Source organism: uncultured Maribacter sp., assembly GCF_963974015.1.
Lineage (GTDB): Bacteria > Bacteroidota > Bacteroidia > Flavobacteriales > Flavobacteriaceae > Maribacter.
The window spans coordinates 467,712-494,675 of sequence record NZ_CAXBBZ010000001.1 but is presented as its reverse complement, the minus strand read 5'-3'; the positions used below and the strand labels follow the sequence as shown (position 1 = coordinate 494,675).

Here is a 26,964-nt window from a genome sequence, read left to right as displayed (position 1 = left end):
TCTTTTAAATACCTTTATTTAAAAACTTTAGACCACTAGACTTTGATTTCAACATACCTAGTCTATCGTAAACACTTTCCATTGAGTTCCTTTTATTGTTGTTTTTAATTGAATTCATCCCACAACTTTAGAATCCTAAAGGAAATTTTTGAATCAGAACCATAATTACTTTTGGTCTTCATTTGAAGATTGTACGCATATGCGTTTTTTTCACCCTTAATTCGACCTCTAACTAAAGGTAAATTGTGCCACCATTTTTCTTCCTGTGGTTGATTAACCGCATTTTTCCGGGATTCCCATCGAATACTGATTTTATTCCACCTTTTTCCATAATGCGCACAGGTTTTGGAAATTTTTGGATTGGAATTCCCAAACGTACTTATTGCAATAGCATGAAGCAAACAGTATTTACCTTCTTTAGGTTTGCCTTTAGCTAAGGCCATTATTTCGTATGCATGACAATCGGACAATGCGTTTTCAAAAACGTTATGCCATTTTCCATCAGCGGGCATCGTACCTTTAATATTTACTGTGTTCTCCATTTTCATATATAATTATCTCTGGCATCATTAATAATAAAATCAGATTCTATTGATAAATTTTCAATAGCCGATGGAAGAATACCATCTCTAGGATTATCAATAAATAATGATTTTATAAAAACCCATTTCTTATTGTTCAAATAATCCCATTTCAGCTTTGGCTTATGTATTTGTGCGGTTGTGGCATGGATCACGTACGATAAATTGAATCCTGTGCCACCTAAATCAGCTGCTTGGAGGTTATTTAGTCCTACTAATATATTTCCATTATACCTGATTTGTGGTAAAAGGAAACATATTGATTTCCGAGGGTGCGGGAAAACCTGAATATTACCAAAAGAATTTAAGTGGATAAGTTTAATATCATAACCATAATCGTCCTTCTTTCTTGATATGGATTCTTTTACATAATTGGTGTAGTTTATTGTCAAGCAATCAAGTAATGGAGTATATGGTTGTTTTGGTAAGTCAATTGATTTTCTTTTAAAAATCCTTGCATTGAACATTGCAGCTTCTGAATATTTTGTTGGAAAAATTTGATGCCCAAAGGCTATTTCCGGACTTTCTAGTATAATATATAAGGGGCGGCTACTATCGTTACCTAATCCCTTTGACAAGTTAATGGAATCATTAAATTCTAATTTCTCCAATTTAACCTTAATTGACTTAGATTTCTCTAAGCTATAAGTTGTAGCATTTGATTCAAAAAGTTCAATTTTCTGTAGTTTGTGAACTAATTTACCAGACTGATTTATAACGGCTTTAAAACTACCATTATGTATGCTTGCATTATAAGCTGCATAGTAATCGATAAAACCATTTTTTTCTTCTGGCAATCCACACCATTCGAAGTTAAGTTTTAGTTTAGTAAGGTTTTTTTGTAGAATTAAGGGATTTTCCATTCTCAGATAACTGCCTACGTGCGGAATTGGACCAAATGGAGGAAATGGGATAGAATTATCCAATTTTCCTAAATTATTGTTCAGTTCTAAATCCGTAACTCCTGCCACGTCGGCTTTTATACTTATATTCTTAATAACCAAGTCCTCCAAAAACTTGTAGGGATATATTAGGGCATCGTTATTTAAAACTATCTTAACGCATGGCCATTCAGATTCAAAATTCCCTTCATGAATTTCATTATCCAAAGGCACCAAGGATTCAGGGTTTCCCAACAAACCAAATGAAAATATTAGAGCTTTTTTTTTGTCATCTAACGTAGCTGTAAAACCATTAATTTCTCGCCACATATTTTCGACGGTCACAAAGAGTTTAAAAGCATCTTTGATAATAAACTTCAATTCCCTTGAACCATGATCTTGGGTTTGTTCTTCCTGAGACCATGCTTCAAAGATCTTTTTTGATTTTTCATAGGACGATGCGGTAAAATTGATTTTGAATTTTACCTTTTGTCTACCTCTGGCCAGCATTAAGACAGGAGAACTGACCAAAAAACCTAATTCGTTGTAATTTAATGGTTCTGAATTCATCCGTTAACCACCTATCATTACCGTAGGACATCCTAAAACAATACTTCCTCCATGTGCGGTAGTATCACCCATTCGCGCTGCTGGTTTACCTCCTATCATTACGGTTGCTGAACCCTTAACTATAGAATCAGGAGGTCCTACACAGACCAAGTTATCGCCCACAACAGCTGCTGGCATTTTACCAATTAAAACTGTTGGAGCACCAGGTCCAATTATTGGGCCACCAACGTGTGGTATTGGGGGCAATCCTGGGGTGACCATAGGGCAGGTATGCATATCTGTCAATCTTGCTGCTAGTGGCATATTTATATATTTTTTGAGTTAATTAATCATCACCATTGCACCTTTGATACTTGTTTGCCCAGATGCTGATAATTCTGCGGAAGCATTTCCTTTAGCCGTAAACGATGTTTTGGCATTTTGTGTAATACTTTGCCCATCTAGTGTAGCATCTGCGGTTGCGGACATAGCTAGATTAGATGTTGCCTTTATGTTAATACTTCCATCAGCACTTAAGTTTAGATCTTTTGGTGTTTTAATCGTTATTCCTGATTCATCCATAACTATTGAATTTTCATTAATGTCTTGCATGCTGATACTCTTATTTTTATCATCTAATACAATCGTGTTCATTTCTGGAGTCTCGATGGTTAAAATTTTATCCTCATCGTCGAAGGTGATATGGATTCCAGATTTAGAGGAAATAGATTTAAATTGGTTTTTTTCATCTGGTGTTACCTTGGCCGCATTTTTTGCGCTATACAATGCACCAAAAATAACCGGGAACCTAGGGTCATCGTTCATGAACGTAAGAAGCACCTCATCACCCACTTCAGGAAAGAAGAAGTAACCAGCATCCGCTGATGCATACGGAAATGCGATTCTGGCCCAAATACCCTCTTCTTGTCCAGTGCCAGAAAATGACGGTAGTGTTACTAAAACGCGAAAATTATTATCTGGATCCTCAAATGTTTTTTTTACCGTAGCAATCTGGGTACCGCACATGGCTGGTAGCAGACCAGAGGCTCTAAATTCTTCAATATTTGGTAAAGAAGCGTGTAAACTTAAATCTTTTCCAACATGGAGAATAGTTAGCCATTCCCCATCTTGCAAACTATGTTCTACCTTTGAGATATACGCATTACCATTAAAGCGAGAACTGAACTCTGATAGTTTAATAATATCACCGGCAATTATCTTTGTATTTCCTGGAACCGTTATTTTGCCTCTAACCTTATTTAATACTGCGCTATTCGCAAATGACTGCAGGTGTGTATCCATTTCAGTTTTTGAAATGGGTGCAGAAGAATAGCTGTCATGACTCTTGTTCAAAGTAGTGGCTATTTTTTTTGCGGTGATATTTCCTTGATTTAGCGAATCTTGTATTTCTATACTACTAGAAAGCACCTCTTGTGAATTGGAATCCCAGGATGACATTTTATAAGCGCCTGATATATTTTTACTTTCCAATGATAAGTCAATATCAATGACAAACTGAGAAGACTTAATCTCGTATTGTGGTTCCCTCGAAAAATCTATCTTTTTTATGCTTAGCTTGTTTTGATTTGTCTGCACTATCATATTGTTTGACTCAGCGCGCATAACTAGAAAGTCCCAATCGGTGCAATTGTGCTGCACTAAAGACGGATGCTCATAGTTGGTAGTATCCATATCAAAGTCAAGACCATACTTGGAAACAATACTTTTAATGGCATCTGAATCTTTCATATTCTGAAAGATGGCATTATGCCTTCCTTGGGTCAGATGAACAGCTTTGTCTTTGCATGTGATTATTAATTGCGATTTATCCCCTTTTACCAAAAGACGTTGGGAAAGAATAATGCCTTTGAAAACCTTTTTTGTTTCATCGGTATAGCCCAAGGCTATTTCAATGTCATTACCAGGAATAAAATCATTACTCTCACTATTTGTAAATGGTTCGCTTACGACCCCTATTGCGCCACCATCTTGTATAATAATTGAAGCCAAGCCAATGCGGTTTACCTCCATTTCAATCATTATTTCTTGAACTTCAACAGTATCCTTTATCTTACTTCCATTAATGAAAATATCAAAATCAATAATACCCTCTTGTTGTTGTAAAAATTCTGCCATAGTACTTTTAGTTATAAGTGAAATATAGTTCGATGCTGATACTTACTTATTTTCTTGTTTTACGCATTAAATAATTTTATTCAGCATTTATATTAATCTCTTTTAAAACTACGAAACTTTAGAGTCAAGGTTTCAATAGCCAGTTCGTCTCTAGTACTGTTTAAGGATGACAATTCCCATGAGATAGGATATGCCTGTATTATAGTCCAAGAGACAAGACTTCCGCCATTGGCACCTAATAGCTGGAGTTTTATATCCTTTGGGTCAAATTTGAAATCTTCCAGAGCATTCTTACACCATCTGTTCAAGGCAGAGTTGTTTAATAAGCACCGTTTTAAGACGAGGTCTTGGTAACTAGTAGGAGTAGGAAGGTGTAGGACAAAATTATTCTCCCCGCCCTCCTTTCTTTCCTCTGTTCCCAGGGTTACTTTTAAACCGGATACTTCTTGAAAACTACTATCCATTTCTGGTAGATTATTGAATTTTACCGCAAAATAAAAAGCTGTCGACGGCGTATAATTCTGCTTGAAAAAATCATCATATGACATAGCACCTATCCGTTAGCAATGGTTAAGCCTTCATGGGCGATCTCTATGCTTTCAATGGCAACTTCACTACCGTCAGATTTAAGGTCGGTTGAGGTTATTTTTGAAGGCCAAGCATTTAAAAGGGTCCAAGTTATGGTGGGGTTGCCACCTTCATCTAACAGCTTAATCACTACATTTTGCCGTTCAATAGTGTTCATTTTTATTTTTACGAACCAATCCCAAAAGGCATTGTCTTTGGCAAACACACCTTTTTTCATGGTGACCTTATTACTTTTGATCATACCGGGCATACTTATTTTTGAAAATACCGGGCTATTACCATGTCTATATTCGATAGGTTCTGATTCTATATCTAGACCACTTACTTCTTGAAATGGAATATTGGTCGTAGACCCCCAGTCTACCATAAAGTAAAACTTTGGTAAGGGCCAATTGGTGTCTTGTGCTTCTCCTGCCATACTATTTTAGTTTTTAATTGATTATTACGATTTTTGCATTTGCTGCTCGAAATTAACTAACATAAATTCTGCAGGTCTTACGATTGCTAATTTTATGGATACTAACATTTTACCTTCTAAAATATCCTCTGCTGTCATTGAATTTCCTAAACCTATTTGAACTTCAAAGGCATCCTCTGGTGAAGAACCTGCTAAAGCTCCATGTTTCCATTTATCCGTTAAAAAGTTTACAATCATACTTTTTACAGTCACCCAAGTATTCGCATCATTGGGTTCAAACACATAAGTTCGCAGAGCTAGTTTTATGGACTGCTCCAACATGATCATCGTTCGTCGAACATTGATGTAACGCCAATCTAAACTATTCCCATCAAGTGTTCGGCCTCCCCAAACCATAGTGCCAACACCTGGAAAGGTTCTAATGGCATTGATGGATTTTCCCGATAATGCATCCACATTCAAGCTTTCCTGTTCGTCATGGGTAATGTTTACGGCGGGTTTTATGACACTGTTGATAGAAACATTGGCAGGAGATTTCCATACTCCGCGATTATTATCGACAGCAGTGTATATTCCTGCCATGGCAGCTGCAGGCGGTATTAGGTTTACCACACTCTTGATTTCATTCAAAATACTCACATAAGTCGGGCTGGTCGCTACTAAGCCAAGATGAAAATCATGCTCTTTATTTTTTATATATTCGGGTAATAATGCTTGGACCTTGTCCTCTTCCAAATCCGGATTTTCCACTTCAAATACTTTTTTGAATCCTTTATCATCTTTTCGAAAATCAGCGAGTATTTGCTTGGCCACTGCTTCTGGAAATACCGAATTGAGATCTACCGAAGCGTCTAAATTTTTAAAGGTAAGCTCTCCATTCTGAACTATGTTGGTTTCCAACCAAGGATAGTATGCCGCAGCATAACTCAAGTTTTCAGTTCCAATATGAGCTCTGAATAGCTCAATTACATCTTCCTCTTTGCGGTCTTTATAGCCATCGTAAACATCGAGTATCGCCACCCTATTTTGCATCTTGGCACAGTGAGCAATCGTTAGTTGATAGAGTGCATAACAAGATTCCATCGAGAGATTGACCGCATCCGGCACCAGCACCATAGTAGGTTCCTGTTCTTTTTCTAGGGTTTTAAGTCCGCTTTCAAAGTCGACTTTCTTTAACACGACTTCACCATCTTCACCAAATGTACCAACCGATACGATATAGCAGGTGCCACCACCATTGGCATAAAAAAGTCGAATCGAGTTAAAAAAAAATAGCTTAGTATTTAGCACATAACGAATGCCTATTTCCTGGTCATCTATCTTAACGGAATTTCCATTCTCAGTAATATCAGAATCAAGACTAAATTTCGGAGTATTCCCACCGCCGAAAAATTCCTCATACTCCATCAATGAAGTGATTCTTACTGGTGTATTTGCCAAAGATTTCCCATTTCTAGAAGCTTTCTCCGTATAGCCAATAAATGCAGGAATGGCCGTCGCTACCTCCACGACGGAGCCTGGAAAAGCATCCTTTTCTTCGATGTACACCCCAGGTGTCTTATACGTACTAGCCATAATTTTGTTTGATTACTAGTTTAAATATAAATGTGTGAATACATGGTTTTTTTGTCATCATCATAGAAAAGTTGTTCAGGTGATGCCCTAGGTAAAGCTTTGATTACCGGAAGGGAGTTTTCATTAGTATAGAGCGAATAGAAATCTTCTGAATACTCTAAAAGAGGCAGTTCATCTATGGATTGAAATGTATGATATACTTTTTCATCATTTTCTTTTTTTGGTAAAGACTCAAAAACCGGTGTTTTTTTTCCATTTAAAATAGTGGGACTTTTTAGGTCTTTATACAATGGGCTAACAATAATATATTTCCATTTTGTTTTAACTATATGAAAGTTTAGAAAATACTCCAATTTTTCCTCTTGTTTGAAATTTTTGTACAATGTGGGCAGATAAAGCTCCACAATGGCCAAGGGTTTTCTCCAAACAAGTTTAGGGTTGGCGTATATTCGCTCACTTTCCTCCCCATTGGTCAATATATGGATGGCCCCATTGTATTGGCCGGATAATAGGTGCCAATCGCTACCAATCCGCTTTATTTCTACAAGATTTGAAATATCGTTTCCCAAAGAATCCTCAAAATGATATCTGCCCCCCTCTTTGTAGGTTTTGAAGACTATTTTACCCCCACTTATTCTAAAGACATCTTTTTTTCCTACGTTCTTTTCTGAGTGTAGAAGGAATGTTGAATTGTCAGTATTATGTACGGGGTTAAGATTGTTGAAATATAAAACGGTATGCGTTGGACTATATTCGGGCAGCGATGAATAATTGATATATAAGGGGTCATTGCATTCTAGGAATAGCCTCAAAGATTTACTTTCGGGTGATGAAAAAAGCAGTTCTGGATCTTGGATTAAAAAGTGAACACCGCCATGGTATGGTTTTACAATGAGTCCCAACTTTTTAAGCAAGCGCTGCGTACTCTCATCAAAAGAAACTTGTAGTGTCTTGAAATTACCATCTCTAAAATAATTATGTTTAAAAGAAATGGATATAAGGTATTGGTACGTATCTACCATAATTGGAATTACTATTGGTTTAAAAGTTTGGCGGGGTAAGCTCGACTTAAAATCAAGTTCACTTGATTTGTCTCTTAAGTTAAATTTTATTTTTTAAAAATCTCTTTTATAGCACCGGTTTATTTTTTTCTAAACATCAAAATTGAACCACCGAAAAATCTTTAGAAAAGCAAATGAAGCGATATAATAATTAGTTTGCTGTCGTATAGATTTTAGAAAAATTCATCTTAAACCAAATAAGAACTCGTTCACTAGTATATACTTTTACCTTCTTTAATTTTTTCTATTTTCAAACCTGCTTCAATATCTTTAAGTTGAATCAAGGTATCATTTCTGCCAAGGCATTTAAGTATACTATAGTGTAGAATATTGATTATCGAGGCAGCGGTTAGTTCATAGTCTTCTGCCAATGAATCAAGGTCTATGGCAGCTTCGTATTCAAATTCTTGGGTCTTTGATTTTTGCCATAAAACATACCGCTGGTGCGCATCCGGAATTTCAAAATCAAGTACCAATTGAAACCTTCTAAAAAAGGCTTTGTCGAAGTTCTTTTTAAAGTTGGAACAGAGAATGACCAGACCGTTAAAATCCTCCATACGTTGTAACAAGAAAGACACTAGTTGATTGTCATACCTAACATCTGAATCTAAAGTATTATCTCGTTTACCAAATAATGCATCTGCCTCATCAAAAAAAAGGATCCAGTCTTTGTTCTCGGCCAGGTCGAACACGCTTAAGAGATTCTTTTCAATTTCGCCAATATATTTTGAGACGACCATGGAAAGGTCGATACGATACACATCCATATTGCTGGCTTTGCCGAGAAGGGTAGCGGCAAGGGTTTTTCCGGTACCCGGGGGACCTGTAAACAAGACCTTAAACCCTGGTTTTATTTTCTTACCAAATTGATAGTCGTTTTTTAGTTGCTTCCCATATTGGGTATAGGCCTTTATTTCTTCGAGTCCGTTTAATAGATGGTCTGCTACTACGAGGTCATCCCACTCTTGAGATGTTGTAATGCGTTTGGCCTGAAAATAGGGGCTAAAATCGGGTTTGAATACCTTGCCGGTGGTCAATAGGGGAAGGTATTCTGGGGATATGCGCAATAGTCCATAGAGTAGGGGTTCATTTGATGAAGAAGACTCTAAGGTTAAAATACCTTCTTTATAGAAGAAATGGTCTTTTTCAAATAAGGGCAATAGGGCAAACCGTTTTTCTAGGTCAGACCCGGCAAGTAAAAATGCAGCAGTCTCCCCCGTAGGCAAATAGCCTTTATGTTTATTATCGCGAATTCCACCAAACTCTGTAAAGGGCATGTCATAGAGCTCGTTTTTCATGTTTAATATATCGAGCAATGAGGGTTTTATATGCGGAATTAACGCTAGGATTAATACCAAGCGTTCTTCCATTCCCATTTGGTGTTTTTTGATCAGTTGGCTGTAGTGGGAATTCTCATTCTCAAGCGAGGGTGGTAATAGGACGTCCATGGCTGCTTCCGGTTCGGACTGTTCAAAAGTAATCTTCCCGCGAAGCAAGAGGAGCTGTTGAAACCAATCGAGTTCTCTTGTGATGGTTGGGGCATTGCTTGAATCTTGTTTTATATTCATATTATGTACGGATAGTTTATTTAAGACTTCCTTTTGTTTCTGAATCAAATTATAGGCTTGAGCTCCCATAACATCAGCCTCCTTATCCAATCCCACATCATCATTTACGTTTGTCTTTCCTTTCATCTGCAGAGTAGGCTTAACTCGCCCCTGTTTCTGCTGTACCACGTGCCAGGCTTCATGCGGCAAATGTTTTTCTTGCCCAGGAGCCAAATGGATATCAGTGCCTTGCGCATAGGCGTGGGCGTTGAGCTGAGCAGGTTGGTTGGAGTTGTAATGTACTTTTACGTAATCCATTGAATAGCCGGAAAGATTCTCTATCCCGGATTTTAGATTATTTGGTAATCCTGTCTTATTCTCCTGTTTTTGGATTGGTTCAAACTTTCCCTGAAGTACTTCTTCCTCTTCCGCAGCTGACTTTTTTTGAATAGGAAGCCGGGCGCTTTTACTTTTATTGGCCAAATAATGCAGCATGCGCTGCAAAAGGGTTTCAGGTTTGTTGTCTATAAATTGATGAAGGGTTTGCGAACTATTTTCTGCCATGGATGTATCCTGTGATTGGATACCGTTTTTCTTCCCTGAAGAATCGAAAGCCTTGGTCATATATAATGGAAATGTAGTTTGGCGATGGGACCATTGCAGGAGATGGAATGGTCCTCATTTAAACTAAAGTTACTAAAGGAGTATATATCTTAATACTATTCGTTCAATTTAGAACTAATTTTAATTTGTACCTATAGTATAATTCTGACCCAATTAATATATTTTACCATTATAAGATTACAGTTTGCCAAGTTGCGTTCGTGCTTTAAAACCAACCCATATGAAACCAATGAAAAAATCATCCCTTTGGCTAATTGCCGCTAGTGTATCATTGATTGCTATTCTGGTCATAGCCAATAAATGGGCCATTACATTTAAGGCAAATGATATTGATCATAAAAACGATGAATCAATTAGTGTTATTCATAACCCGAATGAAATGGAGGCCTATTTTAAGACATGGAGCGGTAGCGACCAAAATAAACCCAAAATGGCTATCAATATACCTACAGGGTTTTTTATACAGTCCATTGCATTTCAGTCTCCGAATGAAGTTAATTTAACGGGAATCATATGGCAAAAACTTCCGTTGGATGTTAATGATTCCATTATGGCTGGCTTTGATTTTCCTGAACAGGTAAATTCTGGTAGTACGGTCATAGAGGAACTATACAGCTATGAACAGGCCGGTTCAAAGTTAAAGGGCTGGTATTTCGATACCACGGTACGACAAGTTTTTGACTATACTAATTACCCTTTTGACTATGTTACCGCCTGGTTACGTCTTTGGCCCAAAAATTTCAACTATGACGATGATATTCTATTCATACCAGATTTTGATGCATACGACCCATCTGATCAGATTTTTGGCTTAGATACGGATATCGTATTTGGTGAGTGGAATATTGAAGAAACCTTCTTCAGTTATCACGAAAACAAGTATAACACCAATTTTGGATATACTGGAGAATCGACCGCGGATAGTTATCATGAATTTTATATCAATTTGGGATTGAAAAGGGACATAATTGATGCTATTATCCTAAATTTAATTCCACTATTTGTAGTGGCATTATTACTATTTGTGCTAATGATGACGGTAACCAATAACAAAGATTTAAGTAATAAATTTGGATTTAATACCAGTGGCGCTATAGCCACATGTTCGGCTCTATTCTTTATCGTTTTATTGGCTCATATTCAAGTAAGACAGCAATTTCTTGATTCCCCTATAGTTTACATAGAATACTTTTACTTAATCATGTACATCTTCATAGTATTATGCGCCCTTAATTTTTATGCTCTTTCAATGGGCAACGAAAATGGTTCAAACCTTATTCTTTATAGAGATAACCTTATTTCAAAAGTTGCTTTTTGGCCATTATTGATTTGGATGATTGCCTTAGCTACTATTTGCTTTCTTTAAAGATTTTTTAATGATATTTATTACTGATAACTAAAATGACACCTTCAAAAATAGGGAAGCAGCATATTCCCCTTATGGGGTTTTTGGCAAAAGCATCATTTAATTTTTGATTCTACACAGTAGTTCGCTCAATACATTCTATGTTGGGGCATGCCATGAAGATTTAGAAAATAGAATTGAGAATCATAACTGTGGAACGTACGGTTCAAAGAATTTTACTTCAACATACTACTTTCCGCCATTCTAACCATTTGCCAGTAAGGAGGTAAATAGTTATTTTCTTTTTCGAAAGCTTTAGTTTTTGTTACTGTAATTAATTTGCATTTATTAAATCGGTCTACGAAATCAGTATTTTTCAATGCGGTAACGGCCCCCATTCCTTCTGGAATAATTCCTTCTTTTCCTATAGTATTGAGAAAAAATGAATATCCCTTAACAACTCTTGCTACAGGTAACATCCAAATAGTATAATCTAGTTTTTCACCTTTATTTGCACGGCTGATCAAAGCATCCATTACGGCATTGTCCAAATGATCCTGAAAAAGCACATCCTTATTCCTCCATTCACCTACAACACTAAGCATGGGGTCATATTCAAGATCGGACGGCATTTGGGTCACAAAATTTTCAACACCAAAATTGTTTAGCCAATCAATAATTCCGTTTGAAGAGATGGTAGATTCAAACTCCCATAAATCAATCCCAAATTTTTTATAGGCATATGATCCAACTTCCGAACAGAACATTGCCGAGGCATCGTAGTAGTCCATTTTAAAATCATAAGGTATATGCCTGGTTTTAGATTCCTCAGAAATAAACAAGGACGCTTCATGTGGAAGCATAGGATTAGCCATCATTTGAGCCAAATCTGCCCGAGGTCTCATTACCATAAACCGCAGCTTTTTATCACTTAAATACTCATCTAATGTGGCTATGGCCACTCCTTTTTCAATATGGGCCTCAATAAAATAGGGCTTGTTGGTCTTGGAGTCAATATGTACCAATGCTACATGTGAAAAATTTCCCGGATAATCATTACCTCTTGAAATAAAAGCGGAAACCTCAGCTCCACCTCGGCTTACGAGCAAATCACCACTATGTACTTTGATACCAAGAATATCTGCGTGTGGGGTAATTGAAGGTTCGTCTGAAACAATCATTGTTGAGACAAACTGATCCTCATTCGATTGTAATAATATTTCCTCCACTGTAGCTCTCATACCATATAAAATACGGTAAGAGGTATTACGGGAATGGGCATCGGTCATATCCCAAAAACGGGAATCCGTTTTCAACTTTTTCCGTACCCGGTTATAAAAATTAATATACCAGTGCGTTTTGTTTTGCTGAGCAGCAATAAGTGGAGCAAGTTGGAAAAATTTACGCTCAACCAATCCATAATAATCATCTTCAGGTAGTAACTTTTTATCTTCATAGATCGCTAGAATACTATCGGCTTCAATAGTTAAATGTTGTACAATGGAATCCAACGTTACGGAAGGCATTGCTTTCGCGCCCATAAAATTCGTTTCCAACGATTCCCAAAGGGTGTCTTGACCCCAAACAAAAGGAGTCTGTGATGGCTTTTGTAGTTCATGTTCATATTGCGGCAGTGGGATAAGAAGTAACAAATAAAGGCCCACAAGGATCAATAAATTTCTTCATATATGCATTAAGATAGGATAAATATAATGTAGTGATCTATTGTGCTCATAGGTAAATTTATTTTTCACCAAGAAAGTAAGAGCCCTGTAGCTTAGGGTTGCAATAAAAGGGCAATACGTATGACGATTTACAAGACCCGAGTTCTCTTCCTGACTATTTTTTGGGGGTCATTTTAATCAGTCATCAATTAATAGAATCATATGTCTGTTACCAACGTAACCTTGGGGTGTTTCCATAAAATACTTGCAGGTAGGTTTGGGGTAATTTCCTTCGTGAGCCATTGAGTATACGCAGCTGTTTTTCCCGTTCCGGTTACGATAAATAGAATTTCTTTTGCTTCTAAAATGGACTTTATACCTAAAGTAACACCAATTGTTGGGGGAGTTTGCTCAGAGAGAATCATCGTATGATTTTGGGTAGATGCTGCCAATTCTGAAACATAACACGTATTGGGAGGCCATTTTTCACTGGGCTCTATAAAACCTAAATGTCCGTTTTTTCCCATTCCTAAAATGAGGATATCTAGCGGACCTTTCTCATCAAGCTTTTTTTGCATCGAAGCCACGGCGTTCTCTGCTTGAATTTTACTAGTAAGATGTAAAGAAGGAGAAAAGTAATGTGTGCTTTCGGCAGATATTCCCCAGGGGATTCTCACCTCTTTTTCAATGTAACTCTTGCAACTATGTTGCTGTTCAGATAATCCCACCCATTCATCCAACTGAAACAAAGAAAGAGATGTAGTATGCTGGCGCGCTGTCTTTGTGATGCGGCGATACATGTCCAAAGGAGAATTTCCGGTGGCAACACCTATTTTACTTACAGGATTTTTTTTGACCTTTTGAATGAACCATTCTGCAGTTGTTTTGCTTACCTCGGTATAGTCTTTACATTGATGTTTGTTCATTAATACCAGGCTATTTCATTAGTATAAGGAACGCAGCCTTTATAAGATCCGGGTATAGGGTTGTATCGTAACCCTTCCATGATGCCAATTTTAGAGGAAAAATACCCCCATTGGGTAAGCGACTTAATATCCTTAAAATAAGAAGAGGTTGTAGTGGTTGACGAATTCACCTCCTCGTCTAATTGAGCAATGATATCGTATTGTTTTTCTGCGGTGAGGTCTAAAAACCCACTGTGTAATAATTGGTTTAGTCCAATGATGATGCGGTCTTTTCTTTCAATTTCGTAACAGTCTTCTACTATGAGCCCTATAAAATGCTGCACGTTGGCCTCTTTTGCTCCAGGAGAGGTAGGGGTTTCGGGTAAAATAATTTCAACGATAACAGCCAGAAGCGATTGATATTCGTGGTTTAACAAAGAGGGATTACTATCCTCTGAGCACCCCTCAAGAAGCCAAGAAAAGGGAATAAAACTTGCGGCAGACCATCGGGCTACTAACCCTAAAGCATTTCTGCGATTTATTTTTTCCATAATACGTACGGTTTTTTGGCGTCGGTTTTAAAAGGCAACTTGATTTTTTTCCCTTCTCCTGCCGAAGCATATGCTGCGAAAAGAACCTCTAAAACGGCCTTACCATCCTCTCCCGTAACCAGGGGAGTACGATCATTCTTAACACAGTCTACAAAGTGGGCCATTTCTTGTGGAAACCCATAGTTCCACAGCTCTTCATACATGGTAAAACTCCACCCTTTGGTGTTCCCTGCTTTTTCAACGGCATAGCCAATTCCTTTTTCACTATAGGTTAATATCGAATTTCCTTGTAGCACATCGGCATAAGCGACTCCTTCACTTCCATGAATTTCTGCTTTATCATCCATGCCTCCCTTTTTAATCCAGCTTTCTTCTGCAATTGCGGTAACCCCATTGCTAAATTCTAAGATGAGCACGCTATTGTCATCTCCTATAGTTTTGTCTTTATGCACAGAAGTTTGCATTTGTGCATATACCGAAACAATAGAAGCGTTTGGGTTTAACCATCTGAAGAATTGAATGGCATGGCATCCCATATCCATCATAACCCCACCCCCTGATTTTTCAACATCATAAAAATGGTCTGCATGAGGGCCATCGTGCTTTTCAGACTGTTTAAAAAGTACCGGATACCCCAAAGCGCCTTCATCTAACAAGGCTTTTAAACGCACATATTTTGGTGTAAAACACAATTCTTCCGCATACATCAATTTCACCTTATTTTCTTTACAGGTTTCAATCATAAGATCTGCCTCCTCTAGGTTTAGGCAAAGGGGTTTTTCTACGACAACATGCTTTTTTGCTTTGGCAATTTTTACGGCTATTTCACAATGTAAATAGTTGGGTGCACCAAGAATAACCATATCAATATCGTCTAGGGCTAAAAAGGCATCTATATCAGTAAACCAATTCGGAATTTGGTGTTGTTCTGCAAAGGTTTTTACATGCGCTTCGTTGGGAGACATTACGGCAACGATTACAGCATCTGCTACTGTTTTTAGTGCTTCAGCATGAATATTCGCGATAAATTGAGACCCTATGATACCAACGCCTACCTGTTTCTGTTGTGTAATTTTCATAGTTGTTTTGCTTTTAATTGTTCGGCCGCGTAGGTAGCAGCTCTTGCGGTTAATGCCATATAAAGTAAAGATGGACTTTGGTTTCCCGTGCTGGTCATGCATGCACCATCAGTGACAAATACATTCTTGCACAGATGCAGTTGGTTATGCTCATTGAGCATAGATGTTTTTGGGTCGGTCCCCATTCGGCATCCGCCCATTTCGTGTATATCAAGGCCAGGGGCCTGTTTAGAATCGTTTTGTTCAATATCTGTACAGCCCATGATTTCGAACATCGCTTTACTTTCGGTTAAAAAGTCTTGCACCATCAATTCGTCGTTATCGTCATAATTCACATCTGTTACGAGCTGTGGAATTCCCCAGGGATCTTTCTCTGTCTTCGATAAATACACCCTATTGGATGCTTTCGGAATCGTTTCACCTTGCATATACATATACGCTTGCCAATCTCCCGGAAGACGAAGACCTTCTTTGTAGGCCGCCCCAATACCAGGGCCATTTTCTGGAGCCTCTTGATTTCTAGGTCGTGATGCGCCACTGAAAATAGTATATCCCCCAACAAAGGGCATATCATGCTTGTATACATTTCTATAATTGGCTAAAATAAGTTCTGAGGGATTTCTTCCATAAACATACGTGTCTTTAAAACCTTCAAACTTGCCCGAAGTCCATCCGCGGTAATTATGAAAACCTATATAGCGCCCAAGTATATCATGATCATTTCCCAGGCCATTTGGAAACCGTTCTGAGGTGGAGTTTAATAGGATAAGATTTGAATTCAGTGCCGAGGCATTTACAAAAACAATACTAGCTTTTAATTCTTGCCGCTCCCCTGTAGTCGTATCTATATACTCAATACCCGTTGCCTTTTTTTTATCGTCATCGTAGATGATTTTAACCACCACTGCATCGGAAAGAATGGTTAGGTTTTCAGTTTTTTTTGCTGCGGGTAATGTGCTAGAATTGCTGCTAAAATAGGCGCCAAAAGGGCACCCTCTCATACAAAGATTCCTAGATTGGCATTTTCCCCTACCTAATGCTAAATGGTGTTCTTTAGGCTCGGTTAAGTGCGCCCATCGGCCATGTACCAAGTGCCTGCCTGGATAGTTGTCTGCTATGGTCTTACTCATGTGCTGTTCCACACAATTCATTTCAAATGGGGGCAAGAACTCCCCATCGGGCATAGAGGCTAACCCATCTTTGTTGCCACAGACCCCGATAAAGTCTTCGACCATATGATACCAAGGGGCCATTTCGGTGTAATCTACGGGCCACTCAATGCCATAGTTATATTTGGAAGGAGCTTCGAATTCCGATTGGCTCCACCGTTGGCACGCCCTACCCCATGTTAACGATTTTCCACCTACTTGATAGCCACGGATCCAATCGAAAGGCTTTTCTTGTACATAAGGCTGATCCTTATCTTTAATAAAAAAGTGAGCGGTGTCTTCTCCAAAACCTGCCGCTTTAGAGATCAATGGATTCTCTTCTTTGAAGGTATTGGTCATCATACCGCCATGGGGAAAATCCCACGGTTGCAGGTGAGCAGTAGGGTAATCTTTTTTGTGTTCTACATTTCTTCCCCGTTCTACAACACAGGTTTTAAGACCGTTTTCACACAAAACTTTAGCGGCCCATCCACCGGAAATACCGGACCCAATTACGATGGCATCGTACGTTGTATTCATTTAATATGGATTCTATTTCTTAAATATAACCAATACCTAGGGGAATTTAAAAGCAAAGTGACTTCATGAGATACCCGCCTTGCAGCCTTGCCCTATGAAATTTTCAATGCTGATGCTCGTGGTTGGTGTAATGCTCTTTTAGCAAGTCCCTACCAAAATCGCCATCAAAATCACGCCAGACGGTATGTATATGGTTGGCGTTGTTTTGGCTGTTGTCAAATTCTATCATGAAGGTGTTGCCCTGTATGCGGTAGTAGTGTGCTTTTCCAAGTTCTGTGGCACCTGCCCATGCAAATCGCATCTCATCGAGTTCCTCTTTACGGATTTTACGTATTCTCGCCATGGCCTGTTCTGCAGGGATAGTGGATGCATATTCGTAAATAATATCCATTAACAGCTTTTTTTGAGGAGCCGTTAAATTGTTGACCAATATACCTTCATCGGCAGGTTTTTCTGCAACGGATTTGTTGAAACTAACGATATCGTTATACGCTTTTTCATTAAAAATGGCAGTTTGTTTCTGAGTTGTACTTAGCATGTTAATGAGCTGTAAACCCATATCTTCTTCATTTACTAGAGGGCTAAATCCTTTTCGTTCACCTTCCATGATTCTTCCTGGGTTTGAACCGAAGAATCTAGGAGTATAGGAAACGGCATCTGCAACGGTCGTAAAATGTAGCGAAACATGATGTCCTTCAAAACTCCACATCCAAACATCTTCTTGTGTAGGATCACCGTAAATGGAAACGTAATACCGTTCTGGGTCACGGTAAACAGAATCTCCTGAACTGGCAGCGAGTACGTTTTCTAAGCCAATGATTTCTGTGGTCTGCTTATAGCCGGTAGTACTCAATGATGACCGTAGCAGTTTATGAACCAATTCTTTTTGCTCTGTACGTAACTCTTTTAGCGATAGGCCTTGTCGTTCATACGAACTCCAAGGTAGAAAGTGCCAGTCGTCTCGGTCATCTGCATTGAATTCATAGACAATTTGCTCTTTCTGAGCATCTGTCATAGAACGTATAAATTGGTTGACGATGGTTACATCTTGGGAGAATCCCAATACCGGTAAAAATGCAACAACGAATAAAAGGATATTCTTTTTCAGATGTAAGACCATGGTTCAGCTTTTTTATAAGGTTCGAGTTAATACGTTATTTTAAAAATGCTTCCGCCAAAATCATCACAGACATATAAGGCACCATCTGGTCCTTGTGCTAATCCGCATGGGCGGTGCAGCAAAGTACCATCTTCCGGGTTTGCCAAATCGAAACCTGCGAAGTTGTCTAAGAATATTTCCCAATCTCCACTTGGCTTCCCATTTTTAAATGGAACAAAGGCTACAAAAAAGCCCTTTTTAAGTTCTGAAGATTGATTGTGAAAAGCGATGAAAGCACCATCTTTATATTTTTCTGGGAACATATCGCCCGTATAGAAAAGCAAGTCATTTGGACCTAAATGCGCCGGAAATGCCACAAGCGGATTAATAAAACCTTCTTCACTAGTTTGCTCACCATCTCCACCATACTCAGGAGCGAGCATACGCTTATTTTTAAAATGATCGTAATAGGTTTTGGGCCATCCGGCATTATCACCCTCCTTTAGTTCGTATAAAGTTTCTGCAGGCAATTCACCGTCTTGTTTTTCGGTATAGAGCTCTGGGTAAAAATTATGAAGTCCGCCACGGCCATGATCGGTCGCAAACAAAGAGTTCGTTTTAAAATTCCAGGTAATGCCTACCGCATTTTTAATTCCGGTGACATATCGTGATCCATCTGCAAAGGACTGATTCAGTTCATCGGCCTTAAACTTCCAGATTCCGCCAGCAGAATCTAAAATGGCGCACGGCATCATTCCGGCACCCTCGTCGTTATCTCTACAGGCATCGTTCCAAGAGCCAATGGTTACATATAAATTGTCTTCATTATCAATGGCAAAAGGTTTGGCATTGTCTGCACCCATATCTATTAATCCATCCACTATTTTTTCTGGGGTATTGGTATCTATAACTTCATGGGCATCATTCATTTTATAGCGAAACACTCCGATATTTGAAGATGCATACAGGTAATTGTCTTTTGCAAGAATTCCGGTACCAGGCACATCGGCAAAGTACTGTTGTTCATCGATGGTGCCGTCTTTATCAGTGTCTTTAAGCAAGACAATAGCTTTACCATCTTTCAGTACGGACCTATTGGCATAGATATCACCATTTTTTGAAATGGTAAGATGCCGAACAGCCCCTAAATCTTTAGCAATTTCTTCTACTGAAAATCCGTCTTGGGCTTTTAAGAGGGTTTCATTGCTCACTGTTTTTACAGCTGGTTTCGTTTCGCTTTTACATCCCACGAAAAAAGAGGTAAAAACAATAGCGGTTCCTACTATGAATAAGTTTCTGGTAATGCGTATTAGTTTCATTGGTTGGTTTTAGAAAATAGGGTTGTTTTAAAAGTGCAATTATAAAGGCCCTTCGCTATCAATAACCTAAAACAGGCATTTGATGTTAACGTATGGTCCTATACATAGTATTCAGAAATTGAGACTACAATATCGGAGTCAACACTATATTTCTATAGGCAACAGTACCGTGATCCCCCTGTAAATAAATTGGACCTGGTGCAAAAACATCAGAACTGATTGCTCCACCAGTTGGTCCTTCCGCAGGGGCATTATCAACAATCTTTTTTCCGTTTAAAATGACCGTGATATGGCGGTCTACCAAAGTAATATCCATCGTTTGCCATTCACCACCGGGCTTTTCTGCATTTTCACTTGGGGTAACGCGGCTATAGACAGCACCCATATTGTGGCTATCAAGTTCTAAACCATAAGAGTCTACCACTTGTATTTCATATAATCCTCTAAGGTAAACACCGCTGTTATTTCCTTTGGGCACATTAACCTCTAGTTTTAGGTTGAAATCACCAAATTCTTGCTCGGTACGTAGGTTGCCATAATTGATATGCTCGCCATTTTCGGGTTGTACGGGATCATTCTGCATGGTGCCGTTTACTACCTTAAAGCCATTAGCCATTTTAGGATCAATAGATCTCCAGCCAGCCATATCCTTTCCGTTAAAAAGTTGTATGGGCTTGCCAAACTTAAGGGTACTTAAGTCTGGTGCAGCACCTGGTGCAGGCATCCGTTTTCCTGTGAAATAATTGAGTTGTTCTCCATTTCCTCCCCAAGATGGCCCCGTCATGGTCCCTGCTATATCATCGTTCATTTTGGTAATGCGTAGGGTCCATGTTTTAATATGTTTACGGTCTGTACCTTTCAGCTCTTGTTCAGAAGTTCGCGTTACAACCAATGTATTTTCATCTACCAAGTACATATCGGAAACAGGTAGCACACTACCCCCGATCCATAACAGCTCTCCGTCTAAAACGCCTTGTTGCTCATGCACTTTAAGCCAACCAACGCCACCACCTACAATATCAATGCCCCAGGTACCGATAAAACTGTTTTCTAGTTCGGGGTATGATTCACAGGGTGTGTTGGCAAATAGGGGATTCGTGATTATAACGGTAATAAGGGCAAGTACTAATTTTTTCATGGTCTCGATTTGTTTTATGATGGTGGTTTGGTGATACCATTTCAAGGTACCTCTTATAAAAGTAAGGTTTTATTTAGTACGGAAAACCTAATTGGCAAAGTTGAAACATGTTCGTGTTGAGGAGCAAAAAACGTAACAACTTCCACAGCGCATCACCTTTCAAAAAAAATAGGTTTTTCATGAAGCGCAACCCGTTATAGCAACAATTTCAACCCTCTTAGATTACGAATTCAGAAATTAACATTTCCTTTAACATTTTCTTTTCCTTAGGAGTCAGTTTCTACCCTACAAATTCTTAAATTTCTGATTCAAACAAACCAATTCAAAAATGATTTTAAAAAATTCTAGGCGCAAAGTCGTAGTACTGACTATTGCACTAGCCATGTCATGTATACCAATGATTATGGCTCAAAATGTTCCTTCCCCAGAAGATGTGTATGGTTTCAAGGTCGGTGCAGACTACAAACTGGCCGATTACACTCAAATAGAAGACTATTTAAGTAAACTAGATGATGCTTCTAACAGGGTTAAAAAAGTTGAAATAGGCACTACGGTCTTAGGTAGAAAAATGTACATCTTATTCATTTCAAGTGAGCAAAACCTAACACAACTCGATAAATGGAAAGACATCAGCACCAAATTGGCACGCGTACAGGTAACTGAAGACGAAGCTTTAAAACTTTCAGAAGAAGGTAAAGCCATTGTTTGGGTAGATGGCGGTATGCACTCTACCGAATTGGCCCACGGGCAAATGACCTCTGAACTGGCGTATACCTTGGCCACTTCTGAGACCACCGAAATGAAAAAAATTAGGGAAAATGTCATCACCATATTGATGCCGGTAATGAACCCTGATGGATTGGATATTGTTGTCGATTGGTATCGAAAGAATATGGGTACGGCCTATGAAACTTCGCGACCGCCAATTTTGTATCATTATTACATGGGCCATGATAACAATAGAGACTGGTTTATGAATACGATGCCAGAGACCTATAATGTGACCAAGATTTTGTACAACGAATGGTATCCACAGATTGTGTATAACCACCACCAATCGTCACCCTCATGGACAAAAATTTCATTACCGCCGTATGCGGATCCTGTGAACCCAAAAATTCACCCTGCTATTACGGCTGCAGTGAGTGAAGTAGGTTCAGCCATGACAAAACGATTTTCATTGGAGAATATGCCCGGGGCAATCGCTGATAATTTCTATACCATGTTCTGGAATGGCGGAGGCCGAACCGTACCGTATTACCATAATATGATCGGTATTTTGACCGAAACGGGTCATACCACACCAACACCTCGATTTTACGACCCAGAGAAACTACCAAAAACAGTAGCTGGTGATACACCGACCGATGGTACCGATATTATGTACCCAGACCCTTGGAAGGGTGGGGAATCACATTTTCGCGATGCGGTAGAGTATATGTTGACCGCAACTTGGGCAACCTTAGACTTGGCTGCAGACCGTAAGAGCAATTACCTACACAACATTTACAAAATGGGCGCTTCGGCCATTGAAAAGTCGAAAACAGAAGGTCCGTATGCCTATGTAATTGGTAAGGACCAATGGGATGCTTTTGAGTCTGTAAACCTTGTAAACGTGTTGCTTAAGGGCGGTATAGAAATTGAGAAAGCAACGAAGAGCTTTGAAGCGAATGACAAGAAATATGAAGCAGGTTCGTATGTCATTTATACAGGACAAGCGTTTCGGCCGTATTTGATGGATTTGTTGGAAAAACAGAATTACCCAACCCGTTTTCAATATCCTGGTGGGCCACCGGATACCCCGTATGATTTAGCGGGATGGACCTTACCTTTTCAAATGGGCGTTGCGGTAGATAAAATTGCAGCACCTATGGAAATTACTACCGAAAAAGTAGCTGAGGTAGCCAAGTATTATGAAGGCGAAGTAAAAGGCAAAGCTTCTTTTGGCTATGCATTGAGCGCCAATACGAATGCCTCGGTTATAGCCACCAACAAAATATTAAAGGCAGGTGGTACAGCCTACAAAACCAAAGCGGCTTTTAAATCGGGTAAAACAAATATTCCTGCAGGGTCGTATATCGTTTCTGGGGGTAGTGTGTCTATCGACGCATTGGCTAGCGAGTATGGTCTTGAGGTAACGGGCTTATCTTCAGAACCTAAAATTGAAATGACTAAAATTCACACCCCTAAAGTGGGGCTGTACAAGTCTTGGGTATCGAATATGGATGAAGGGTGGACACGCTTTATAATGGATGAATATGCATTTGAAACCGATACCTTACATGATAAGGATATTCAAACGGCAGACTTGTCTAAATATGACGTATTGATACTGCCTTCGCAACGCGTAAAATCACTTTTACACGGAAATTCTACTTTAGAGATGCCAGAAAAATTTACGGGAGGATTAGGCCTAGAAGGTTCTGTAGCCTTAAGTAACTATGTAAAAAATGGCGGTACACTAATGGCTTTTGATGAAGCTAGTAATTATGTAATTGAACAATTTGGCTTACCGATTAAAGATGCTACCGCAGGTACCGATAATAAGCAGTTTTTTATCCCCGGGTCCTTAATTAAAACCGGTTTCGACACTACGCACCCGTTGGCATTTGGTATGCAAGATACGGTAGCGGTATCGTTCAATAAAAGCCGTGCGTTTGAGATTGAAAAACAAGAGAAAAAAGGAGAAGGGGGTACAGAAGATATTAAAGATGCCCCTGTACCAGAAATTGAGGTGATTGCCAATTACGCCGAAAAAGACTTGTTAATGAGCGGTTGGGCTATGGGCGAGAAAAAATACATTGCTAAAAAACCAGCCATGGTAAAAGCAAAGTATGGTAAAGGGGCTGTGGTGTTATTTGCATTCAGGCCGCAGTTTAGGGCACAACCTCGTGGCACGTATAAGTTGATTTTCAATACGATATATGAGGGGGCTTCGGATTAAAATATAAAATTTTGATACAAAAAAGAGCAGCTTTTTAGCTGCTCTTTTTTGTATCAATTATAATTGATAATAAAATGTTTTAATTGCTTTAGCAATCAGCCCTCTTCTTTCTGCTAAAAAAGCTTCGTAATCTAACTGTTCATAATTATGAAAATCTAGCGGCACTTCATTTTGAACAAGATTGTCGGCTAGTATAGTTTCGCTATCAACGGATGTTATATTTAAAACACCTGTTGCAATTTCATTTTTAACTTTTTGCATATAATCTTTAGGAGGAAGCATGCCTATTTTTATATTAGTAGGTTGCTCTGTGTATGCATAGTTGGCAACTTGATTGTACTGCTTTGGTGTATAACCATTTTTGCTAAGATATTTTGCAGGGAACAAGTGATGAATATCTCCGCGTTGTTCTATAAGACTACTTATTTTCATGCTTTTAGACAAAAATGCTACAGTGTTATTATAGCATTGTGAAGCCAAATAAACATTATATGCATTATTGTTTACACTAGAACTTTCAAGGTTGTTCACCAAACCAAAATCCCAGAAACCTTCACCTAGGTAAGATTGTTCTGTTTGTTTTAGATAGGCGTCAATACCTTTTTCGTTAATCTGTTTTATATCTTCATCAATCATAGATTCTGATGAACCTGAATACCTGCCAATAAGTAACGACATTACCAACCATCTTTTTACATAATGTTGAATTTCTGCTTCAGGCATTCCTTTTGCTCTCAATTTTAAATAAAGTGCATAAGTAAAGTTTAGGCTGTTTTTTGAGGATATTAATTTTTGAGAGATAAATCCAGCCGATTTTATAATCATTAGAAATCGCTGGTAATTTGTTTGATTAACAAAATCAGTTAGACCTTCTGAGAGCAGATTATAACTCTTAGCTGCAATTTCATTTTCATAAGTCCGAGTTTCAAAATTTCTTCCCGACAATAAGGCTACAAGATCGCTAAATTTCCCTCGATTGAATTTATATGTGAAAGCTACTCTTAAGACGTCAATATAATTGGGTACATATAAATTATCTGACCCTGTTCCCATCCATTTTACGGCTTTAAAGTAATCGTGAGAAGCAAATACCTTGTCGTTGTCCGCAATATGCTTAAAGAAGTCTTTATCTACTAATAATCGACAAAAATAGTCTACCAATTTTCGCATTTTATTTCCGCCATGAATTTCATCGGAAGCTATTTTAGACATTACAAAATCTGCGTTGCTAAGAACTACACCTTTTTGATTAATACGGATGAATATTTCAGTTACTGTATCAATATCTAAAGAATGGTCTAGCTCAATGATACCTACTTGTTTATTTTTTATCCTTTTTAGGTTTTCTATTCGCTCTTCAATTAAGTCTTCATCAACATCTGGGTTCAAGGTTAAGTAATTACGTATCGCTTTAGTTATCGTAATCTCATCATTTATAATCGGGTTAATATTATTAATCCACTCAGGACTCCTTTCATAAGCCTTATTTAGCACATCAAATTTTTCGCTGATGGGATTAAAAGCTATAATAATTTTAATCTCCTTGTAATTCTTATTGAGTATTCGTTGACCTACGATGGCTGCCGTTAGAGCCGTAATACGTTGTTGCCCATCTATTAATACTTTTTTTCCAGAAGACAAAGTGCCGTCTTTAAGTTTTACATCGGGGTTACGCCATGTAATAATATAACCAACCGGATAACCTTTATATAGCGAATCGATTAAATCTCTCACTTTTGCTGCTTTCCAAACAAACGGACGTTGTATTTCGGGTATAGCAACTTCACCAGACTTAATCCAACTTAATAAGGTTTCTACGGGTTGTTGATGTACTGAATATTTCGCCATATTAATAAATTGTGATTAATGATTTTAGATTTAATGAAATGCTATAATTAAGGCCGTTAGGTATATATTTTATATTCCTTTACCTTTTAATCTGAATATTCTTCAAATTCGACTTGAATATTTCTAAGTCTTCTTTTCAATCTTTTTCCATTTCTTTTAAGAAAAATTCGGCAAAAAATACTCTTTGGATGCATTCCATTAATTAAACTCTTTATTTCCTTAATAAACTGACCGTGATTTTTCATTCTTGTGGTCAACTCATTATTAATTTCTTTTCTAATAATCTTTCTCTTTCTACTGGAAATTTTATTGGAGCTAGAAAATATTAGTTTATTTTTTTTTCTTAAAACGGATAATCCACCTTTACCAATAAAAATATGTATCAAACTATTTGCTTCTAACTCCTCGTATGTTTCAAATATTTTTTTAAACTTTCTAACTTTACCTTGTTCTAATGCCTCAATAGCCAGCGTTTTTATTATCGGTTCAATATCTTTAATAAATGTATGATATGAAAGAATGTAATTTGCGTAGGCAACACTTATCTGCTCAAAAGTCGGTTTTTGTATAGCTGTTAAAACTATAAGTGTTTCGGAATTTTTTTTATAAGAATTGAAGTAAGCTTCTTCCGCTTGATCGTAATTAACGAAACCTGTTAGTTTTGGAACATCATCAGTAGAACTTTCGATTAAGAAATATCGGCTTCTTGTACTTACTGCATACCATTGTTTTTGAACTTCAGCATTATTTCTTCGGAATGTCTTACTTAACTTATCTATAAAATTATGTTTTTCTAAGATATTATAAAGTTGATTCGCTTGATTCTCTGATAATTCATCCTTACTAGATATTAACCGATGAAATTCTCCAAATTCTGGATTATTTTCATAACCAAGCTCTTTTAGTCTTGTGCTATATAGTAGGTCAGTTATTTCTACTAACGTAGACCAGTTATGGTATTCTCTTGTTCTTAATTGAATTTCTATTCGTTTACCATATTTAGGGTCTTTTACATATACATGAACTCCTTTATAACCTATAGGCTTTGGATCTTTTATATAATCTCTGATTTTTCCACTAAGCTCAAATTCTTGCTCAATTGATTCTAATGCATGGTAGACTTGATCATCACTATTTAGTATTATCCTTATACCTGCAATATCCCCCATACGATTTAGATTCATTTGAGGGTTTCTTAGGACCTTGTTTATTATGGTAATTATACGCTTTAGTCGAAAGGCAATTATACCGTCTTTACTGACATTATTTTTTATTTTGACAAGTTTATTAAATGTCGTAGCTAAAGGTTCGATAAATGACTTACGATATTCTTGTAAAATTTCTAATTCAGAATCTTCTAGATACCCTTTGTTGTCTACAATTGAGTCACCTAATCTTTTTATGTCGCCTCCCGAATATTTCAT

At 38.0% G+C, this 26,964-nt stretch carries 21 protein-coding genes; 2 read left to right on the top strand and 19 right to left on the bottom strand.

Annotated elements, in window-relative coordinates; translation table 11 throughout:
* Positions 1–104: 104 nt before the first annotated feature.
* From AACZ41_RS02215 to AACZ41_RS02175, 9 genes are all read right to left on the bottom strand, one after another.
* Positions 105–542, bottom strand: coding sequence for a hypothetical protein (locus AACZ41_RS02215; RefSeq protein ID WP_339626062.1), 438 nt, complete (start codon positions 540–542; stop codon positions 105–107).
* 2 nt (positions 543–544) lie between these two features.
* A complete protein-coding gene (locus AACZ41_RS02210; protein ID WP_339626060.1) occupies positions 545–2,032 on the bottom strand; it encodes a hypothetical protein in 1,488 nt (495 codons plus the stop codon).
* 3 nt (positions 2,033–2,035) lie between these two features.
* Complete coding sequence (locus AACZ41_RS02205; RefSeq protein WP_339626058.1) at positions 2,036–2,335, bottom strand: PAAR domain-containing protein; 300 nt, start codon at positions 2,333–2,335, stop codon at positions 2,036–2,038.
* 18 nt (positions 2,336–2,353) lie between these two features.
* Positions 2,354–4,147 carry a type VI secretion system tip protein VgrG gene (gene vgrG, locus AACZ41_RS02200; RefSeq protein WP_339626056.1) on the bottom strand — a complete coding sequence of 598 codons (1,794 nt, stop codon included), beginning with the start codon at positions 4,145–4,147 and terminating at the stop codon, positions 2,354–2,356.
* A gap of 92 nt (positions 4,148–4,239) precedes the next feature.
* Positions 4,240–4,695, bottom strand: a complete 456-nt coding sequence (locus AACZ41_RS02195) for a phage tail protein (protein ID WP_339626054.1) — start codon at positions 4,693–4,695, stop codon at positions 4,240–4,242.
* Positions 4,696–4,700: 5 nt separating this feature from the next.
* Positions 4,701–5,153 carry a phage tail protein gene (locus AACZ41_RS02190; protein WP_339626052.1) on the bottom strand — a complete coding sequence of 151 codons (453 nt, stop codon included), beginning with the start codon at positions 5,151–5,153 and terminating at the stop codon, positions 4,701–4,703.
* A 24-nt stretch (positions 5,154–5,177) separates the two neighbouring features.
* Positions 5,178–6,728: a phage tail sheath C-terminal domain-containing protein gene (locus AACZ41_RS02185; protein ID WP_339626051.1), complete on the bottom strand. Its 1,551-nt coding sequence runs from the start codon at positions 6,726–6,728 to the stop codon at positions 5,178–5,180.
* 20 nt (positions 6,729–6,748) lie between these two features.
* Positions 6,749–7,750 carry a hypothetical protein gene (locus AACZ41_RS02180; RefSeq protein ID WP_339626050.1) on the bottom strand — a complete coding sequence of 334 codons (1,002 nt, stop codon included), beginning with the start codon at positions 7,748–7,750 and terminating at the stop codon, positions 6,749–6,751.
* 251 nt (positions 7,751–8,001) lie between these two features.
* Positions 8,002–9,960 (bottom strand): AAA family ATPase, encoded by a 1,959-nt coding sequence (locus AACZ41_RS02175; protein WP_339626048.1) that lies wholly within the window; start codon positions 9,958–9,960, stop codon positions 8,002–8,004.
* Positions 9,961–10,189: 229 nt separating this feature from the next.
* Here AACZ41_RS02175 and AACZ41_RS02170 point away from each other — a divergent pair, with 229 nt between their 5' ends.
* Positions 10,190–11,326: a hypothetical protein gene (locus AACZ41_RS02170; RefSeq protein ID WP_339626046.1), complete on the top strand. Its 1,137-nt coding sequence runs from the start codon at positions 10,190–10,192 to the stop codon at positions 11,324–11,326.
* Between the two features lie 215 nt (positions 11,327–11,541).
* Here AACZ41_RS02170 and AACZ41_RS02165 read toward each other — a convergent pair whose 3' ends face one another.
* The 8 genes from AACZ41_RS02165 to AACZ41_RS02130 form a co-directional block, all read right to left on the bottom strand.
* Positions 11,542–12,957: a YiiX/YebB-like N1pC/P60 family cysteine hydrolase gene (locus AACZ41_RS02165; protein WP_339626044.1), complete on the bottom strand. Its 1,416-nt coding sequence runs from the start codon at positions 12,955–12,957 to the stop codon at positions 11,542–11,544.
* A 230-nt stretch (positions 12,958–13,187) separates the two neighbouring features.
* Positions 13,188–13,895 carry a 6-phosphogluconolactonase gene (locus tag AACZ41_RS02160; protein WP_339626042.1) on the bottom strand — a complete coding sequence of 236 codons (708 nt, stop codon included), beginning with the start codon at positions 13,893–13,895 and terminating at the stop codon, positions 13,188–13,190.
* Complete coding sequence (locus AACZ41_RS02155) at positions 13,895–14,425, bottom strand: gluconate 2-dehydrogenase subunit 3 family protein (protein WP_339626040.1); 531 nt, start codon at positions 14,423–14,425, stop codon at positions 13,895–13,897. Before AACZ41_RS02155 ends, AACZ41_RS02160 begins: the two co-directional genes overlap by 1 nt.
* A complete protein-coding gene (locus AACZ41_RS02150) occupies positions 14,413–15,504 on the bottom strand; it encodes a Gfo/Idh/MocA family oxidoreductase (protein ID WP_339626039.1) in 1,092 nt (363 codons plus the stop codon). Before AACZ41_RS02150 ends, AACZ41_RS02155 begins: the two co-directional genes overlap by 13 nt.
* The gene (locus tag AACZ41_RS02145) at positions 15,501–17,192 is read right to left on the bottom strand and encodes a GMC family oxidoreductase (protein ID WP_339626038.1); all 1,692 of its coding nucleotides are present in this window, start codon (positions 17,190–17,192) and stop codon (positions 15,501–15,503) included. Before AACZ41_RS02145 ends, AACZ41_RS02150 begins: the two co-directional genes overlap by 4 nt.
* Before the next feature lie 103 nt (positions 17,193–17,295).
* The gene (locus AACZ41_RS02140) at positions 17,296–18,312 is read right to left on the bottom strand and encodes a DUF3500 domain-containing protein (protein ID WP_339626036.1); all 1,017 of its coding nucleotides are present in this window, start codon (positions 18,310–18,312) and stop codon (positions 17,296–17,298) included.
* Between the two features lie 26 nt (positions 18,313–18,338).
* Positions 18,339–19,610 (bottom strand): PQQ-dependent sugar dehydrogenase, encoded by a 1,272-nt coding sequence (locus AACZ41_RS02135; RefSeq protein WP_339626034.1) that lies wholly within the window; start codon positions 19,608–19,610, stop codon positions 18,339–18,341.
* 124 nt (positions 19,611–19,734) lie between these two features.
* On the bottom strand, positions 19,735–20,748 hold the full coding sequence (locus AACZ41_RS02130) for a DUF1080 domain-containing protein (protein ID WP_339626032.1): 1,014 nt from the start codon (positions 20,746–20,748) through the stop codon (positions 19,735–19,737).
* A 328-nt stretch (positions 20,749–21,076) separates the two neighbouring features.
* On the opposite strand from AACZ41_RS02130, the gene AACZ41_RS02125 reads away from it, so the two are divergent.
* On the top strand, positions 21,077–23,692 hold the full coding sequence (locus AACZ41_RS02125; protein ID WP_339626030.1) for a M14 metallopeptidase family protein: 2,616 nt from the start codon (positions 21,077–21,079) through the stop codon (positions 23,690–23,692).
* Between the two features lie 57 nt (positions 23,693–23,749).
* On the opposite strand, the gene AACZ41_RS02120 is transcribed toward AACZ41_RS02125, so the two are convergent.
* Together AACZ41_RS02120 and AACZ41_RS02115 are read right to left on the bottom strand one after the other, a co-directional pair.
* Positions 23,750–25,540 (bottom strand): DUF262 domain-containing protein, encoded by a 1,791-nt coding sequence (locus tag AACZ41_RS02120; protein ID WP_339626028.1) that lies wholly within the window; start codon positions 25,538–25,540, stop codon positions 23,750–23,752.
* Positions 25,541–25,626: 86 nt separating this feature from the next.
* On the bottom strand, positions 25,627–26,964 hold the full coding sequence (locus AACZ41_RS02115; protein ID WP_339626026.1) for a hypothetical protein: 1,338 nt from the start codon (positions 26,962–26,964) through the stop codon (positions 25,627–25,629).

Excerpts from the sequence above, each read along its gene's own strand:
- AACZ41_RS02190 (WP_339626052.1), bottom strand. The coding sequence starts at position 5,153 with ATGGCAGGAGAAGCACAAGACACCAATTGGCCCTTACCAAAGTTTTAC.
- AACZ41_RS02160 (WP_339626042.1), bottom strand. The coding sequence starts at position 13,895 with ATGAACAAACATCAATGTAAAGACTATACCGAGGTAAGCAAAACAACT.
- AACZ41_RS02145 (WP_339626038.1), bottom strand. The coding sequence starts at position 17,192 with ATGAATACAACGTACGATGCCATCGTAATTGGGTCCGGTATTTCCGGT.
- AACZ41_RS02140 (WP_339626036.1), bottom strand. The coding sequence starts at position 18,312 with ATGGTCTTACATCTGAAAAAGAATATCCTTTTATTCGTTGTTGCATTT.
- AACZ41_RS02155 (WP_339626040.1), bottom strand. The coding sequence starts at position 14,425 with ATGGAAAAAATAAATCGCAGAAATGCTTTAGGGTTAGTAGCCCGATGG.
- AACZ41_RS02205 (WP_339626058.1), bottom strand. The coding sequence starts at position 2,335 with ATGCCACTAGCAGCAAGATTGACAGATATGCATACCTGCCCTATGGTC.
- AACZ41_RS02150 (WP_339626039.1), bottom strand. The coding sequence starts at position 15,504 with ATGAAAATTACACAACAGAAACAGGTAGGCGTTGGTATCATAGGGTCT.
- AACZ41_RS02180 (WP_339626050.1), bottom strand. The coding sequence starts at position 7,750 with ATGGTAGATACGTACCAATACCTTATATCCATTTCTTTTAAACATAAT.
- AACZ41_RS02170 (WP_339626046.1), top strand. The coding sequence starts at position 10,190 with ATGAAAAAATCATCCCTTTGGCTAATTGCCGCTAGTGTATCATTGATT.
- AACZ41_RS02115 (WP_339626026.1), bottom strand. The coding sequence starts at position 26,964 with ATGAAATATTCGGGAGGCGACATAAAAAGATTAGGTGACTCAATTGTA.
- AACZ41_RS02125 (WP_339626030.1), top strand. The coding sequence starts at position 21,077 with ATGATTTTAAAAAATTCTAGGCGCAAAGTCGTAGTACTGACTATTGCA.
- AACZ41_RS02175 (WP_339626048.1), bottom strand. The coding sequence starts at position 9,960 with ATGACCAAGGCTTTCGATTCTTCAGGGAAGAAAAACGGTATCCAATCA.
- AACZ41_RS02135 (WP_339626034.1), bottom strand. The coding sequence starts at position 19,610 with ATGAAACTAATACGCATTACCAGAAACTTATTCATAGTAGGAACCGCT.
- AACZ41_RS02185 (WP_339626051.1), bottom strand. The coding sequence starts at position 6,728 with ATGGCTAGTACGTATAAGACACCTGGGGTGTACATCGAAGAAAAGGAT.
- AACZ41_RS02215 (WP_339626062.1), bottom strand. The coding sequence starts at position 542 with ATGGAGAACACAGTAAATATTAAAGGTACGATGCCCGCTGATGGAAAA.
- AACZ41_RS02210 (WP_339626060.1), bottom strand. The coding sequence starts at position 2,032 with ATGAATTCAGAACCATTAAATTACAACGAATTAGGTTTTTTGGTCAGT.
- AACZ41_RS02195 (WP_339626054.1), bottom strand. The coding sequence starts at position 4,695 with ATGTCATATGATGATTTTTTCAAGCAGAATTATACGCCGTCGACAGCT.
- AACZ41_RS02120 (WP_339626028.1), bottom strand. The coding sequence starts at position 25,540 with ATGGCGAAATATTCAGTACATCAACAACCCGTAGAAACCTTATTAAGT.
- vgrG (WP_339626056.1), bottom strand. The coding sequence starts at position 4,147 with ATGGCAGAATTTTTACAACAACAAGAGGGTATTATTGATTTTGATATT.
- AACZ41_RS02130 (WP_339626032.1), bottom strand. The coding sequence starts at position 20,748 with ATGAAAAAATTAGTACTTGCCCTTATTACCGTTATAATCACGAATCCC.